Source organism: Pseudomonas sp. TMW 2.1634 (assembly GCF_001703595.1).
Taxonomy (GTDB): Bacteria; Pseudomonadota; Gammaproteobacteria; order Pseudomonadales; family Pseudomonadaceae; genus Aquipseudomonas; species Aquipseudomonas fragi.
In genome coordinates this window covers 3491759-3506295 of sequence record NZ_CP016849.1, presented here as the reverse complement: position 1 = coordinate 3506295, position 14537 = coordinate 3491759, and the positions used below count along the sequence as shown (strand labels likewise).

The following is a 14537-nucleotide window of genomic DNA, read 5'->3' as shown; positions in this document are numbered from 1 at the left end:
AGGCCGATGCAGGCGCTTCGTAGCCGCTGCCGAAGGCTGCGTCCGGTGGCGCAGCCGCCGTAAAGTCTGGTGCCTTGGTTTTTCAGGATCATCGTGCAAGCCGGTTTACGATTGCTGCGCAACCGGACGCCGCCTTCGGCAGCTGCTACGGGATTATCCACAGTCGGCCTCCAGGACGATGCGGCCACTGGAGCAGGGCGCCGTGGCGTTGCGGTAGGCGAAGTGCAACTTGCTGCGTTCAGGGTCAAAGCACAGGGTCAGTTCAAGGGTGTCACCGGGGCGCACCAGTTGCTGGAACTTGAGCACTTCCATGCCGGCAAAACGCGGCGGCAGGGCGAGCAGTTGCTGGCCCAGGCTGATCGCCCAATCCACTTGCACCACGCCTGGCAGCACCGGGCTCGTGGGGAAGTGGCCGCTGAAATACGCCAGGTCCGGCGGGATAGACAGGCTCACGGTCCATTGGCCGTCACGTTCGACCTGGCTCAATATTTCGGGGGATTTCGGGCGCGGGGCCAGCAGTAATGCATCGACCTGCGTCTGGGGCAGCTTGCCCTGACTGGTGAGCGGCAGCTGACGCAACAAACGCCAGCGGCGCGGCAAGGCCAACGCTTCGCAGTGTTGGCTCAGGTGCTGGCGCAGGGTTTGAGTCAGGGCACGGCGGCCGTGCTCGCGCAGGGCAAACAGGCCGCTGGCACTAAGCACCAGCAGGGCGCCCAGTGAGGCGCGGTTGTCATGGACCACGCCCAGACGGGCTTCCGCGACCCAGTCATGCTTGACCAGGGCCTGTTCCAGCATGGGCAGCGAGATGCGTTTTTCTTCGAGTTTGACGATGCGGTCCAGCCGCCCCAGCAGCTCAAAACGCCCGTCGGCTTCAAGGCGGGCCGCATCAGCCGTGTGTTCCACATGGCCTGTGGGCAAGTAGGCAGAGGCGATGATCAGGGCGCCGTCTTCGCTTTGGCTCAGTTGCACATCGGCAAAGGGCTGCCACAGGTTTTGCCCCTGACGCCAGGCGATGCCGCCGGTTTCAGAGCTGCCGAGGATCTCGGTCGGCCACTGGCCCAGGCGTTCGTGCAGGGCTTGTGCCGCCTCTTGCGGCAGGGCGCCCCCTGAGGAAAACACCCGGCGAACCGGGCTTAGCGCTGGCCAGTCGAGGTTGTCGGCCATGCGCTTGAGCAAGGCCGGGCTGGCGACCCAGGCAAAAGCAGGGTGCTCGCGGCTGGCGCGTTGCATGTCTTCAGGGAAGGCCAGTTGTGTGCGCACAAAGCTGCGACCTGCGCACAATGGCCACAGCACACGGAACAACAGCCCGTAGATATGCTGCGCCGCCACACTGGCGATAATGCACGCATCACCCAGGTCCGCGCCCCACAGTTGCTCCAGTGCCTGAACTTCGTTGGCCATCTGGCGCAGGCTTTTGTCGATGCGCTTGGGCTCGCCGCTGGAACCGGAGGTACACAGGCTCAGCCGGCACAGGTCCAGATCCAGTTCGGCCGCAGGCAGGGCCTCGGCGTACAAGGCTTGCAGTGCGTCGCCTTGAGTTATCCACAGGTCGACCTGGCTGTCCCAGCGCAACCGGGTTTGCGCCTGCAGGTCGGCGGGCAGCAGCACGCTGACCCCGGCCCGCCACGCGCCCAGCAAGGCCACGGCCAGTTCGGCAGCGTCTTCCAGGTGTACGGCAATGTGCTGCACGCCGCGTTGGCGCAGGCCACCCGCCAGGCGCAGGGCCTGTTCACGCAACGTGGCGTGGTTCAACTCAGGGTCAACCGTGACCCGGCGATCCGTGTACCCCTTGAGCAACAGCTGCTCAAGTTTTATCCAATTCATGCCCGGCCTCTTACCTTTTGTCGTATCAGCCATTCAATGGCAAACAGCAGCCCCATCAGCGCGTAGGCGATCAGGCCGTTGTACAACGTCCACCAGCTCAGCGGCGCCCACAGCGTCAGGCTCGCTGCGACCAACCCGTTGAGCATGAAAAACAGGCACCAGACCTTGGTGACCTGTCGCGTATAAACAATTGCAATGTCGGGCAGCACCGGCTCGTGCAAGCGCGCCAGGCGCTCGATCATCGGTGGCCCGAATTTCAGGCTCAGGCCAAACAGGCCGAGCATGAAGGTGCTGATCAGCACCGGGTACCAGCGCAACAATGCCGGGCTGTTGAACAACGCCAGCAGGGCGCAGAACACCAGTGCAACCACCGCCATCCACACTCCGCCGGGGCGTCGCTCGCCGGTCAGGGCGCGGGCCAGCCACAGGCTGCCCAGCAGCAGGGCGAACTGCCACGGCGCGAAATGGGCCATGCCGAAATGCACCGCAAAGGGGTACAGCAGGCCAGCCAGCAGCAGGCCAAGGCCAATCAGCCGACTCATGCGTCAGCGTGAACCAGACGGTAAACCGCCTCGACCACGTCATTGACGGTGCGCACCGACTTGAACTCTTCTGCGGCGATACGCTTGCCGGTTTTGCGCTTGATATGGTCGATCAGGTCGACGGCGTCGATGCTGTCGATTTCCAGGTCCTGGTACAGGTTGGCATCCAGGGTGACGCGCTCGGGTTCCAGTTCAAAGAGTTCGACCAGTGCGTCGCGCAGGGTGTTGAAAATGTCGTCACGGTTTTGCATGGTTCGGTCTCAGGCTGCCTGTTTGGCGGTGACAAAAGCCGCAAGGCTGGCCACGTTGGAAAAGTGATTGCGCGTATCTTTGGCGTCGGCATCTATCTTGATGCCGTAGGTTTTTTGAATCGCTAGGCCGAGCTCAAGCGCATCGACCGAATCCAGCCCCAGGCCGTCGCCAAACAGGGTCTGCTCGTCGCCAATGTCGCTGACGCTGATGTCTTCCAGGCCCAGGGCATCGATGATCAGCTGTTTAATGTCGTTTTTCAGATCGCTCATCTGTGGCGAGCTCCTTAATAAAATAGTCATGCACGAAGTCATTGAGCAGGCGCGAAGCTTTGGGCGGCGGGCCTAGCGCGCTAAAGGTCTGTGGATCTATATCGGCACCTACCCGAAAACTGAAGTGCACGCGCCGATCGGGTATGCGGTACCAGGGTTCGGCCTTGGTCAGCGTGGTGGGGCTGACCTTGATCACCACCGGGGTGAGGATCTTCGCACCCCGCAGGGCAATCGCGGCGGCCCCGCGATGAAAGGCGGGTGCCTGGCCCGGCTGGGTACGCGTGCCTTCCGGGAAAATGACCAGGGTCTGGCCTTGCTGCAATGCGCCTGCGGCGTTGTCGAGCATGTCGACGCTGCCATCATTGCTGATGTATTGCGCGGCACGCACGGGGCTGCGGGTGAACGGGTTTTGCCAAAGGCTTTGTTTGACCACGCAATTGGCATTTCTCACCAGGCCAATCAGGAAAACCACGTCGATAAGCGACGGGTGGTTGGCGATGATCATCTGGCCGGGGCGTCCGAGCCGTTCGGCACCTTGTACGTCGTAGGTCAGCACGCCCATGCGCGTCATGGTCCGAATAAACAGCCAGAACAGACGGCTGATGGTAAAACGGGCGCGCTCGCGCTGACGCATGGCGTCGCCCGGCAGGCAACTGAGCAGCGGGAAAATCACCAGGCGCAAGCACAGGCAACCGATGCCGAACAGGGCAAAGCTGATGGCTGTGGCGATCAAACGCCAGGCGTAAGCATCCCGTCGGGCGCTCACAGGCTGCGTTGCCAGTTCCACACGCGGTTTTTCCAGGTGTGTTGGAATGACGTCTGCTCATCGAACAGATGGCACAACAGGTTCAGGGCATGGGGCCACCGGGCCTTGTCGGTGCTTGCATCGCCGCTGGCCAGTGAAACCTGCCATTGCTCGCCCGGCGTCAGCAGCAGGCCTACGGCATAAGCGAAGGGCACGTCATCGATCCAGTGGGCATAGGCGTCGGGCGGCTGTTCTTCGGTGACGATCAGCAATACGGCAGGCGCACCTTCATTGAGCAAGGCACAGGCCTCGATCAGGCCATGCTCCAGGCCGTCCCCGGCGGCGGCAATTGCGGTCATTTCGCTGGTTTCGCCGCGCATGATCGACCACAGGCCGATCACGGCGTTATGCACCGAGAGGCTGAACTGCGTGGGAGACAAGGGCTGGTCGGCCGCCAGGTCGCTAAGGATGTCAAACGTGCGCGGGGTTTCACCGTGACGCGAGGCAAAGACCAGTGGCAGCGCTTCATGGCCTTCGGCCAGTGGCCAGCCGACGCTGAATGCCATGCGCGCCAGGCGGCTGAGGCGGCGGCGTTGCATGGCGGGCAAAAACGAGACGTCGGGGGCTGCGTTGCTGGGCGCGAGTACGCCGGGTCGCTGGCTCCAGGCCTGCCAATCGGCCACGCTGTCGAGGCCCGGTGCCCAGGCACGCCACGCGGCGATATTGAAATTGATCACTGGAGTTTCATCCCGCCCTTGCGGGCTTCCTTGATGCGACAGTGGGCACCGATCGGCGCCACACTTGATACAGAATGGCGACATTATCCCGGTGCAGTTGGTTCGTAGCAAATTTTGCTTACACTTGGAGTATGTTTTGTTTGTGATTTGGAAAAAATAAGACCAGCGCCCTTTGTGTGTGAGGGGCGTTTATTTGTTTTCTCGGATAAGGGCTCAATGGCTGTAGTTCATTTCGTTGCAAGGTAGCTAAGCCGCGTAAAGGCCATCTACACTCGGGTACTCATTGGTACACGGAGGTTTTGAAATGCGTCGCGTGGTGTTTAACCAGAAAGGCGGTGTGGGCAAGTCCAGCATCGCGTGTAACCTGGCTGCGGTCAGTGCCAGCGAAGGGTATCGCACGTTGTTGGTGGACCTGGATGCCCAGGCCAACTCCACTCAATACCTGACCGGCCTGACGGGCGACGATATCCCGATGGGGATTGCCGATTTCTTCAAGCACAGCTTGTCTGCCGGCGTTGGTTCGAAGAAGAACCGGGTCGATATTTACGAAACGCCCTTTGAAAACTTGCACGTCATTACCGCAACCGGCGAACTGGCCGATCTGCAGCCCAAACTTGAGGCAAAACACAAGATCAACAAGCTGCGCAAGTTGCTTGATGAGCTGTCTGAAGACTACGATCGGATTTACGTCGATACCCCGCCTGCCTTGAACTTTTACGCCGTTTCGGCGCTGATCGCCTGTGATCGTGTGCTAATCCCGTTTGATTGCGACAGTTTCTCCCGGCAGGCGCTGTATGGCCTGTTGTCCGAGATCGCTGACCTGAAAGAAGACCACAACGAAGACCTGCTGGTTGAAGGCATTGTGGTCAATCAGTTCCAGGCCCGGGCCAGTTTGCCCCAGCAAATGCTCGATGAGCTGGTCGCGGAGGGGCTGCCGGTGCTGCCGATGTACCTGAGCAGCTCGGTGCGTATGCGTGAGTCGCACCAGGCTTCACAGCCCCTGATCCACTTCGACCCGCGGCACAAGCTGACCCGGCAGTTCGTGGACTTGCACGATTACCTTGACCAGAACGCTTAAGCGCTGATCCCTTGGCTGCGCAGCCAGGCGGTCAGTTGCTGCAAAGGCAGCGCACCGCTCTGGCGGGCCACTTCGCGGCCATTTTTAAACAGGATCAGGCTGGGGATCGAGCGGATGCCCAGTTGCCCGGCCAGTTGCTGATTGGCCTCACTGTCGAGCTTGGCCAGCCGGCACTTGCCCAGCAGTTGGCTGGCAGCCTGTTCGAACACTGGCGCAAAGGCCTTGCACGGCCCGCACCACTCGGCCCATACATCCACCAATAGCGGCAGGTCGCCCTTGATCTGGCTGGCGTAGTCGGTTTGCTGCAGCTCAAAGGGCCTGGCTTGCAGCACTTCATTTTTGCAGCGCCCGCACTTGGGGTGCTCGCCCAGGCGATCGCCGGGGATACGGTTAAGGCCATTGCAGTGGGGGCAGGGAATCAGCAGCGGTTCGGTCATGGAAAATTCCTCGAAAAGGGTCGTGGGTGCCGCCTGTCGCAGCGACTCCAGATTGATGGCGTGCAGTTCAGCAGATGAACACCCGGGCCGCCACCCGTCATGACGTATCTGCTCACAATGTGCCGAAACCGGTTCGCAGGTCTCTATCTAGTCTGTAAATACCCCCCGGGTTTTGTGCCACTGGTCAGGTGGTCAGTATCGCAAGTTGCGATAGAGAACGCCCGGGTTTAGCCTTCATAGCAAGATGCGATAGGGACATTGCATGCGAGTGATTACAGCAAAACGAATTTGGCAAGCCAAAGCACAATGGCCGCAATCGGCGAGCGCCCTGGATGAGTGGTATCGCAAGATCAAGGTTCTCAGCCCTGAAGACTTCGCCGCATTAAGGTCGTTTTTCCCTGCCACCGACAAGGTGGGTTCGTTTCACGTTTTCAACATAGGCGGTAACAAACTGCGGCTGATCGCTGTGGTGCGTTATCGGGTACAGCGCCTCTACATCCGTCATGTGCTGGATCACCGTGACTATGACAAGGGCAAATGGAAGGAATAAGCATCATGAACCCATTGATCGAACAGGCAGCGCAGCACTGGCAATTCGTGGCGCCGCTGTTGCGAAAACCGAAGAACGAAGCCGATTACGACGAGTTGGTCGCCGCCCTTGATGAGCTGACCGACTTGATTGGCGATGATGAGAGCAACCCCCTGATGAGCCTGGTGGACATCCTCGGTGACTGGGTTGAGGCTTACGACCTTGAGCATCGGCCGATGCCCAAGGTCAGTGGCGTCGATGTGCTGCGCTCGGTAATGCAGGAGCACGGGCTGACGCAAAGCGATTTGCCGGGTGTGGGCACCCAGTCTGTGGTGTCTGAAATCCTCAGCGGCAAACGCCAGCTCAACGTTCGGCAGATTCGTTGGCTGGCCGATTACTTCAAAGTGCCTGTGGATATGTTTATCTGAGACTGGCCTCGGTTCTGTGGGAGCGGGCTTGCCCGCGATTGAATCGACGCGATTCAACTGAAACACCGCGGCGCTTGCATCGCGAGCAAGCCCGCTCCCACAGGAGGCATATTTACCGGTTGTGCATCACGACGAACAGCTGATTTCCAGGTGCTTGCCCCACTCCGGCGGGCGTTCGGCGTAGCCTTCCATGCCCGGCTGTTCGGTGAACGGTTGGGTCAATACGGTGTGCAAGCGTTGCACTTCGCTGTAATCCCCGGCCTGCGCCGCATCGATGGCCTTTTGTGCCAGGTAGTTGCGCAAGATATACAGCGGATTGACCGCGTGCATGCGCTCACGCCGTGCCTGTTCATCACTTGCGCCGTCCCGGGCGACGCGGGCCACGTACTGCGCAGCCCAGTCATCAAAACCCTTGAGGTCGACAAATTCTTCCCGCAAGCGGGCGACTGCCTGCTCGGCGGGTTCGTCGCCCAAACGACGGAAAAACAGGGTGTAGTCGATGCTGCTGCCTTGCATCTTTTGCAGCAGGGTTTCGACCAGTTGCTGATCGGCGTCTTCGCCACGGGTCAGGCCCAAGCGGCGGCGCATCAGGTCCAGGTAGTGGGCCTGGTACAGCGGTAAAAACAGCCCGAGGGTCTCGCGCAAGGCTTCAACACTGATAAACGGCGTCAATGCCTGGGCCAGCGCGCTGAGGTTCCACTGCCCGATCGGCACCTGGTTGCTGAAGGAGTAACGCCCTTCGTGATCGGAATGGTTACAGATGAACTGGGCGTCAAAGTCATCGAGGAAGGCGAACGGGCCAAAGTCGAAGGTAATGCCCAGGATCGACATGTTGTCGGTGTTCATCACCCCGTGGCAAAAGCCGTAGGCCTGCCACTTGGCGATCAGTGCGGCGTTGCGCTCGACAATTTCGCGGAACATGGCCAGGTACGGCTCGGGTTGCTCCAGGCACTCGGGGAAGTGCAGCGCCAGCACATGCTCGCCCAGCAGCTTTTGTTGCTCGGGGCGTTTGGTGTAGTAGAAGTATTCGAAATGGCCGAAACGCACATGGCTGGGCGCCAGGCGTAGCACCATTGCTGCGCTCTCCCGGGTTTCACGCCACACCGGAGTGTCGGAGCCGATCACGCACAGGGCGCGGCTGCTGGGAATGCCCAAGGCATGCAGGGCCTCGCTGGCGAGAAACTCGCGGATCGAGGAGCGCAGTACTGCGCGGCCATCGCCCATGCGCGAGTAAGGGGTCATGCCGGCGCCCTTGAGGTGCAAGTCCCAATGCTCGCCCGCATCGTTATACACCTCGCCCAGCAGTAACCCGCGGCCATCGCCCAGTTGCGGGTTGTAGGAGCCGAACTGATGACCGGAGTAGACCATCGCCCGGGGTTCGGCGTCGGCCCACAGGGTATGGCCGCCAAACAGTTGGGCAAAGACCGGGTCCTGGGCGACAGCCGGGTCGAGATCGAGTAGTGCCATAGCGGCGTCGCTGGTCACCACCACGCGGGGTGCGTCGATGGGCTCGGGCAGTACGTGAGTTGAAAACGCGTCACCCAGCCGAGCGAAGCGGTTATCAAAAGTCAGTTCGTCGAGGGCTTTCAATGACCGTCTCCAGTAAATGCATGTCTAAGGTGGGAGCGGGCTTGGCCAGTTAAACCGATTCGTCTGCATCGCAGGCAAGCCAGCTCCCACAGAGGTTGCATCAGCCTTGAGTCAGTCGAGCTTGCCCAACTGCGGCTTTTGCGGTGGTGGTGTCGGCTCGGGCGGGACTTCCGGCCCTACGGGCACCAGCTTGTATTCTTGCCCCTGCAGGTTCTTGAGGTACACCTCCATCTGCTGGAACGAGATGTTGATGTTGTGGTTCTTGAACTCGCGGTTGATAAAGCGGTTGACCTCGTCGATCACCGGGTTGCGGTCGCCCAGGTCGCGCACATGCATGCGCAGTTCGTGGTCGAGGGTGCTTTGCCCGAAGTTGAGAAAGTACACGTGCGGCTCCGGGTCTTTGAGCACGCGCGGGTTCTCTTGTGCGGCCTTGAGCAGCAATTGCTTGACCAGGTCCAGGTCGGAGCCGTAATCGACCCCCAGCTTGAGCGTCACGCGGGTGATGGTGTCGGTCAGCGACCAGTTGATCAGTTGCCCGGTGATAAACGTCTTGTTCGGGACGATGATGTCCTTGCGGTCGAAGTCGGTGATGGTGGTGGCCCGAATGCGGATCTTGCTCACGGTGCCCGACAGGTTGCCGATGGTAATGGTGTCGCCGATACGCACCGGGCGCTCGAACAGAATCATGATCCCTGAAATAAAGTTGGCGAAGATTTCCTGCATGCCGAAGCCCAGGCCCACCGACAGCGCGGCCACCAGCCATTGCAGCTTGTCCCAGCTCACGCCCAGGGTGGACAGGGTGGAGACAAAGCCGATACCGATAATCACATAGGTCAGCAGCGTGGTGGTGGCGTAGGCGCTGCCCTGGCCCAGATCGAGGCGCGACAGCACCAGTACTTCAAGCAGGCCGGGGAGGTTGCGCGCCAGCGCAATACTGATGCCGATGATGACCAGCGCCCCGATCACGTCGCCAATACTGATGGGCACCATGCTCATGTTGGCGCCGGTGCCGCTGGTGTATTCGTACAGGGTGATGTTGTCGAGGTAGGCAAACACCGAGATCAGGTCGGCCCACACCCAATACAGCACGCCGATAAAACCCGCCAGCAGGGCCAGGCGGATCAGGCGCAGGGATTGCTGGTTGACCTGTTCGATATCCAGGGTCGGCTCTTCGATGATGGCATCGTTGCCTTCGCCGGCTTCCTTGGCGGCCTGGCGCTTGGCCAGTGCGCGCTGGTAGGCCAGGCGCCGTGCCGCCACGGCCAGGCCGCGCACAAAGGCTGCCTCGACCACCAGCCAGAACATCAGCAGGTAGAGGGTGTTGATCAGGCGGTCGCTGAGCTTGAGCGCGGTGTAGTAATAGCCAAAACACACTGCCACGAACAGCGCCAGCGGTAGCAGGGCAAAAGCAAAGCCGAGCAACTTGCGCAGGCGATAGGCTTTTGTCGCGGTCTCGAAGTCATTGAGCAGCAAGCGGCAGAGCAGCCAGGCCATCGCGGCATAGCAGCTCAACACGACGAGGATGCCCAGCACGTCGTCGGCCAGCGCCGCCGGTTGTTGTTCGGCAAAGGCGACCACGGCCACCAGGGCCAGTACCACAAAACCGAGCTTGCGAATCCAGTTTTGCAGGAACGCGACCAGGGGTTTTTCCCAGCGGAAATGCAGTTCGGCCACGCCACCCGGGGCCAGAATCCGGTAGGCGGTGTAGAACACCAGCCAGGCCTCGGCCATCTGGATCAAGGCCGCGCCAGTATTGGCGTTCATGCCCCGGGCATCGGTTTGCAGGGCGTAGCCGCACAGGGCCAGGGCCAGTGAAATGGGCATCGCCAGCAGGATGTTGATCAGAATCGCCAGCGGCGTGTGCCATTGGCTGTCGCGTTTGAAGTGACCGATGTCCTGGTGGATTTTGTTCAATTTGCTGTAGAGGTAGCGGCGTTTCCACAGCAGGGCCACCACCACCAGCAGAAACGGCAGAAACAGCAGCGGCCGCTGCACCAGGCCTTCTGCCAGCTCGCTAACGCTGGAGCCCCACGGCAGGGTGGTGACTTGCTGTTCAAGCTGGCGCGGTGCGGTTTCCAGCCATTCCAGATCCAGCGGCTTGTTGCTGGGGATCCAGAACATCTGCTCGTCCAGCGTTGCGCGCAGGCTCTGGGCGGTGCTGAGCAATTGCTTCTGGTTCAGTTGCAGGGTGATGGATTCGTTAAGCAGCGAGCTGAGTTCGCGGTTCAGGCGGTCCAGCAGGTCGCTGCGGGTGTTTACCAGGTCGATAAGGGTTTTGCGCAGTTGCGGGGTGACCTGGTCGGCGGGCTGGGTCGACAGCAGGTTATCGACGTAGGTCGTCGGGTTGCTGATCAGCTCGCGCTGCTGATTGATTTCAAACTGATACAGGCGAATATCGGCGATTTCGTCCGCCAGGTTCTTGTCCATTTTTTGCAGGCGCGGCAGGGCCTGTTTTTGCTTGTACAGGATTTTCGACAGCAACAGGCTGCCCTTGAGCACATTGATCTGCTCATCCAGCGCCTGGTCGCTCTGGGTCACGTTGTCCAGTTGCTGCTTGGTTTCGAGGTTCTGCTGGGTGACTTCGTTGAGGCGGTCGGTGCTGCGCAGCAGGTAGTCGGAGAGCTTGAGGTTTATGGCACTTTCGGTCGCCAGCAGGCTGCTGCTGCCGGACTTTTTCGCCTCGATGGATTGCTCGGTCACGGTCTGCTGCGATTGAGCCAAACGCTTCTGGTTGATCAGGGTTTGCAGGTCCTGGATTTCCTGGTCCTGGCGCGTGGTCTTCTCCAGCAGCAGGTCGTGCTGGCTGCCGCTCAGGTCTTGCAGCAGGCTGTTGCCAGCCAGCTCCTGGCGGCGCAGGGCGATCAGCGCGGTAAGCGAGGCGGCCTCGGCATTGAGCTGGTTGCGCTGGTCGGGGGTTAGCAATTTGCCATTGTCGCGACCGGTTTTCAGGATATTGCCGATCTGCTGGATGCGCGTCTGGCTGTTACTGATTTCGGCCTGGGCCCGCTCCGGGCGGGTCTGTGCGGCAATGCTCTGACTGTTGGCAATGGCCAGGGCTTTTTGCAACTCACCTTGTTGCGTGGTGCGCTCGGCCAGCATCTGCTCCAGCTGCGGCACAGACAGGTCTTTATAGCGCTGTGCCACCGGGATGGGCGTGCTGGCCTTGAGCCGGGCCAGTTCGCGCTGGTTTTCGCCGGTCTGGCGCGGGGCATCATTGAGCTGCTGCTTGACGTCGTTCAGGCGCTGTTCGTAATCAGCCTTGTTTTCCAGCAGGGTCAGGGTCTGCTGGAGTACCGCCTGCAGGGCTTTTTGATCCGCATCCGGCAGCTTGCGGTCGGCAATTTTGTCCAGGCTTTGCTGCACCGCCTCGGCGGTAGGTGGCTCGGCCGCGTGAAGCGTGCCGACACAAAGGCTCAGACCGAGCAGGACGGTTGCGATGAACGTGCGCAGAGTTGGCATAGATACCGGTCAGACAAGGGGCAGAAAGTTGCAGTTTAGAGGAACAGCCCGGGGCCCGGTGCACTTCCTTCGGGGAATCTGACGCCCACTTTGGCGATCTTGTTCCCTTCCATCATCGCGACCGTCCAGATGGTGTTGTTCCACTCCACCTGGTCGCCGACCACTGGCGCGCCGCCGACCTTGTGGGCAATGAAGCTGCTCAGCGAGGTGTCCGGGTTGATGCCGTCGAGCTTGAGGCCGTACAAGGCGGCTACAGCGCCCAGCTGGGCGTCGCCTTCGAGCACGAAGTCGCCAAAAAAGCGCAGGTCCAGGCCACGGCTCGGAGGCTGGCTGAACAGTTTGCCCAGGGCTGGCAAGTCATGTTCATGGCCGATGACACAGAGCAGATCACCCACTTCCAGGGTGGTGCTGCCCGACGGGTGGAGCAGTTTTTTGTCGCGAAACAGGGCTGCAATGCGGGTGCCGTCAGGCATTTTCAGCTCGCGCAGGGCGGCGCCGATGCACCAGTTTTGTGCGTCGAGACGATAAACAAAGAGTTCCCACTCGCTGGTGACATGCACTTCAAGGGCTGAGCGGGACACGGGGGCGAGGTCTGGCGGCACGGTCACCTTGAGCAGCTTGGCAACCCACGGCAGGCTGGTGCCTTGCACCAACAGGGAGACCAGCACGATAAAGAACGCCAGGTTGAAATACAGCTGCGCATTGGGCAGCCCGGCCATCAGCGGGAACACCGCGAGAATGATCGGCACCGCGCCGCGCAGGCCTACCCAGGAGATAAAGGCTTTTTCGCGGCCGTGGAAGGCCTTGAAGGGCAGCAGGCCGACCATCACCGACAAGGGGCGGGCGAACAGAATCATCCACAGGGCCAGGGCCAGCGCGGGAATGGCGATGGGCAGCAGGTCATGGGGGGTGACCAGCAAGCCCAGCACCAGGAACATGCCGATCTGGGCCAGCCAGGCCATGCCGTCGAGCATATGCAAAATGCCATGACGGCTGCGAATCGGGCTGTTGCCGATCACCAGGCCGCACAGGTACACCGCGAGGAAGCCGCTGCCGTGCAGGGCGTTGGTCAGGGAGAACACGACCAGGCCGCCGGCGATCACCAGGATCGGGTACAGGCCGTTGGCCAGGTTGATCCGGTTGACCATCTGCAGCATCAGCCAGCCGCCTGCCAGGCCAACTGCGCCACCGATGGCAAATTCGCGCACCAGATTGAACAGCAGGCTCCAGTGCAGGCCGGTTTCGCCGCTGGCGAGCATGTCGATCAGGGTGACGGTAAGGAACACCGCCATCGGGTCGTTGCTGCCTGATTCGATCTCAAGGCTGGCGGAAACCCGCTCGTTCAGGCCCTTGCCGCCCAGCAGCGAGAACACCGCCGCGGCATCGGTGGAGCCGACAATGGCGCCGACCAGCAGACCCTGGATCAAGTTGAGGTTGAACAGCCAGGCGGCCATCAGCCCGGTCAGCCCGGTGGTGATCATCACCCCCACCGTGGCCAGCGATAACGCGGGCCATAAGGCCACGCGAAAACTGGAAACCCGGGTGCGCAAGCCGCCATCGAGCAGAATCACCGCCAGGGCGAGGTTACCCACCAGGTAGGCCGTGGGGTAGTTGTCAAAAATAATGCCGCCGCCATCGACACCCGCCGTCATGCCCACCGCAAGGATGATGACCAGGATCGGGATGCCCAGGCGCGAAGACAGGGAACTCACCAGGATGCTTGCACCTACCAGCAACGCGCCGATCAAGAACAGGCTGTTGATGGTCGTCGCATTCAAAGGCAGTACTCCAGAAAGCTCAAAAGACAGGGCGCAGACTCAACATGCAGCCTGCGTGCCATCGATTCTAACCTGCGCGATTGGCGGGCTGTCAAAAAGGTTTTGAATGAATTTCACCCTGAGCGTATTTGGGCCTGTTAAGTAGGGTTGAAAGGTCTTTCTTACAAAAAAAACAGATTTTCACTGCATTTTTATATTGGGCAATTTGTGTCTACTGCAGCCTCCCACTTATGCATGGACAGGCTATGAACCCTGCAACCGAGGCTGGCAACAGGCTAACGAACACCCCATCGCAGTGCGACGACCAGCGGATCAACCTCTATGTCGTGTCTGTCAGCAAGTTTCTGTTGCTGTATGGGTTCACGGCAGGCGGGTACATGGTCTATTGGTCATATCGCAACTGGGCGTCCTACAAGGCAGTGACGGGGGCGTCGATTACGCCGGTGGTGCGCGGGGTGCTTTGGCCATTTTTCATCCTGCCGTTGTTTGAAGTGGTGCAAAACGGTCTGGACCGGTCTGGGCGCTACTATTTCTGGCAGCCCGAAACCAGGGGGCTGGTCATCATGGGGTTGGTCATGTTCTCGGTGCTGGTGTCCACGTTCTTTACCCGGCCCTCGGATGAGGCCTACGTGTTGTTTGCCAATGTGGCGCTGATAACCGTTTGCTGCGCCATGCTGGTGGCGGCCCAGCGTGCAATCAACACCCTGGCGGGTGACCCGCAGGGCAGCCTTAACAAGGCCTTGAACGGCATCAATATTGCCTGGATGGTGGTCGGTGCGCTGTTGATGGTCGCCGTTGTCTATGCAGCGCTCACGAGCCAGCGCTGAAGTCGAGTCGTAAAAAAACCGGGCAACCCTTTCGGGAGCCCG

14 protein-coding genes are annotated in these 14537 nt (G+C 60.6%); 4 read left to right on the top strand and 10 right to left on the bottom strand.

Features of this window, described 5'->3' with window-relative positions; all coding sequences use genetic code 11:
* Positions 1-153 precede the first annotated feature (153 nt).
* Genes BFC21_RS16520 through BFC21_RS16495 form a run of 6 tightly spaced genes read right to left on the bottom strand, consistent with a single transcriptional unit; the run spans position 154 to position 4369 of the window.
* Positions 154-1824, bottom strand: coding sequence for an AMP-binding protein (locus tag BFC21_RS16520; protein ID WP_120266374.1), 1671 nt, complete (start codon positions 1822-1824; stop codon positions 154-156).
* Positions 1821-2366: a hypothetical protein gene (locus BFC21_RS16515; RefSeq protein ID WP_088378399.1), complete on the bottom strand. Its 546-nt coding sequence runs from the start codon at positions 2364-2366 to the stop codon at positions 1821-1823. Before BFC21_RS16515 ends, BFC21_RS16520 begins: the two co-directional genes overlap by 4 nt.
* On the bottom strand, positions 2363-2617 hold the full coding sequence (locus BFC21_RS16510) for an acyl carrier protein (RefSeq protein WP_086799180.1): 255 nt from the start codon (positions 2615-2617) through the stop codon (positions 2363-2365). Before BFC21_RS16510 ends, BFC21_RS16515 begins: the two co-directional genes overlap by 4 nt.
* 9 nt (positions 2618-2626) lie before the next feature.
* Entirely contained in the window at positions 2627-2887 is a 261-nt protein-coding gene (locus BFC21_RS16505) for a phosphopantetheine-binding protein (protein ID WP_016783227.1), read from the bottom strand.
* Positions 2862-3674, bottom strand: coding sequence for a 1-acyl-sn-glycerol-3-phosphate acyltransferase (locus BFC21_RS16500; RefSeq protein WP_088378398.1), 813 nt, complete (start codon positions 3672-3674; stop codon positions 2862-2864). Before BFC21_RS16500 ends, BFC21_RS16505 begins: the two co-directional genes overlap by 26 nt.
* Positions 3650-4369, bottom strand: coding sequence for a beta-ketoacyl synthase chain length factor (locus BFC21_RS16495; protein ID WP_088378397.1), 720 nt, complete (start codon positions 4367-4369; stop codon positions 3650-3652). The genes BFC21_RS16500 and BFC21_RS16495 overlap by 25 nt, the downstream gene beginning before the upstream one ends.
* Before the next feature lie 304 nt (positions 4370-4673).
* Here BFC21_RS16495 and BFC21_RS16490 point away from each other — a divergent pair, with 304 nt between their 5' ends.
* Positions 4674-5447 carry a ParA family protein gene (locus BFC21_RS16490; protein WP_016783230.1) on the top strand — a complete coding sequence of 258 codons (774 nt, stop codon included), beginning with the start codon at positions 4674-4676 and terminating at the stop codon, positions 5445-5447.
* Here the strand turns inward: BFC21_RS16490 and trxC are convergent.
* Positions 5444-5884, bottom strand: a complete 441-nt coding sequence (gene trxC / locus BFC21_RS16485; RefSeq protein ID WP_016783231.1) for a thioredoxin TrxC — start codon at positions 5882-5884, stop codon at positions 5444-5446. The genes BFC21_RS16490 and trxC overlap by 4 nt on opposite strands.
* 262 nt (positions 5885-6146) lie before the next feature.
* Between trxC and BFC21_RS16480 the strand changes: the two genes are divergently transcribed.
* Positions 6147-6434 carry a type II toxin-antitoxin system HigB family toxin gene (locus BFC21_RS16480; RefSeq protein ID WP_086799173.1) on the top strand — a complete coding sequence of 96 codons (288 nt, stop codon included), beginning with the start codon at positions 6147-6149 and terminating at the stop codon, positions 6432-6434.
* Between the two features lie 5 nt (positions 6435-6439).
* Positions 6440-6841: a type II toxin-antitoxin system HigA family antitoxin gene (locus tag BFC21_RS16475; protein ID WP_016783233.1), complete on the top strand. Its 402-nt coding sequence runs from the start codon at positions 6440-6442 to the stop codon at positions 6839-6841.
* Positions 6842-6967: 126 nt separating this feature from the next.
* Here BFC21_RS16475 and selO read toward each other — a convergent pair whose 3' ends face one another.
* The 3 genes from selO to BFC21_RS16460 all read right to left on the bottom strand — a co-directional run bounded on the left by selO (position 6968) and on the right by BFC21_RS16460 (position 13668).
* Positions 6968-8431: a protein adenylyltransferase SelO gene (gene selO, locus BFC21_RS16470; RefSeq protein ID WP_120266373.1), complete on the bottom strand. Its 1464-nt coding sequence runs from the start codon at positions 8429-8431 to the stop codon at positions 6968-6970.
* Between the two features lie 111 nt (positions 8432-8542).
* Entirely contained in the window at positions 8543-11890 is a 3348-nt protein-coding gene (gene mscK / locus BFC21_RS16465; RefSeq protein ID WP_095004316.1) for a mechanosensitive channel MscK, read from the bottom strand.
* A 35-nt stretch (positions 11891-11925) separates the two neighbouring features.
* Positions 11926-13668: a potassium/proton antiporter gene (locus BFC21_RS16460; RefSeq protein ID WP_016783236.1), complete on the bottom strand. Its 1743-nt coding sequence runs from the start codon at positions 13666-13668 to the stop codon at positions 11926-11928.
* A gap of 245 nt (positions 13669-13913) precedes the next feature.
* Between BFC21_RS16460 and BFC21_RS16455 the strand changes: the two genes are divergently transcribed.
* On the top strand, positions 13914-14495 hold the full coding sequence (locus BFC21_RS16455) for a hypothetical protein (RefSeq protein ID WP_120266372.1): 582 nt from the start codon (positions 13914-13916) through the stop codon (positions 14493-14495).
* The last annotated feature ends 42 nt before the right edge of the window (positions 14496-14537 follow it).

Coding starts and splice junctions, on each gene's coding strand:
- BFC21_RS16490 (WP_016783230.1), top strand. CDS start 4,674: ATGCGTCGCGTGGTGTTTAACCAGAAAGGCGGTGTGGGCAAGTCCAGC.
- mscK (WP_095004316.1), bottom strand. CDS start 11,890: ATGCCAACTCTGCGCACGTTCATCGCAACCGTCCTGCTCGGTCTGAGC.
- BFC21_RS16515 (WP_088378399.1), bottom strand. CDS start 2,366: ATGAGTCGGCTGATTGGCCTTGGCCTGCTGCTGGCTGGCCTGCTGTAC.
- BFC21_RS16455 (WP_120266372.1), top strand. CDS start 13,914: ATGAACCCTGCAACCGAGGCTGGCAACAGGCTAACGAACACCCCATCG.
- BFC21_RS16475 (WP_016783233.1), top strand. CDS start 6,440: ATGAACCCATTGATCGAACAGGCAGCGCAGCACTGGCAATTCGTGGCG.
- BFC21_RS16505 (WP_016783227.1), bottom strand. CDS start 2,887: ATGAGCGATCTGAAAAACGACATTAAACAGCTGATCATCGATGCCCTG.
- trxC (WP_016783231.1), bottom strand. CDS start 5,884: ATGACCGAACCGCTGCTGATTCCCTGCCCCCACTGCAATGGCCTTAAC.
- BFC21_RS16510 (WP_086799180.1), bottom strand. CDS start 2,617: ATGCAAAACCGTGACGACATTTTCAACACCCTGCGCGACGCACTGGTC.
- BFC21_RS16520 (WP_120266374.1), bottom strand. CDS start 1,824: ATGAATTGGATAAAACTTGAGCAGCTGTTGCTCAAGGGGTACACGGAT.
- BFC21_RS16480 (WP_086799173.1), top strand. CDS start 6,147: ATGCGAGTGATTACAGCAAAACGAATTTGGCAAGCCAAAGCACAATGG.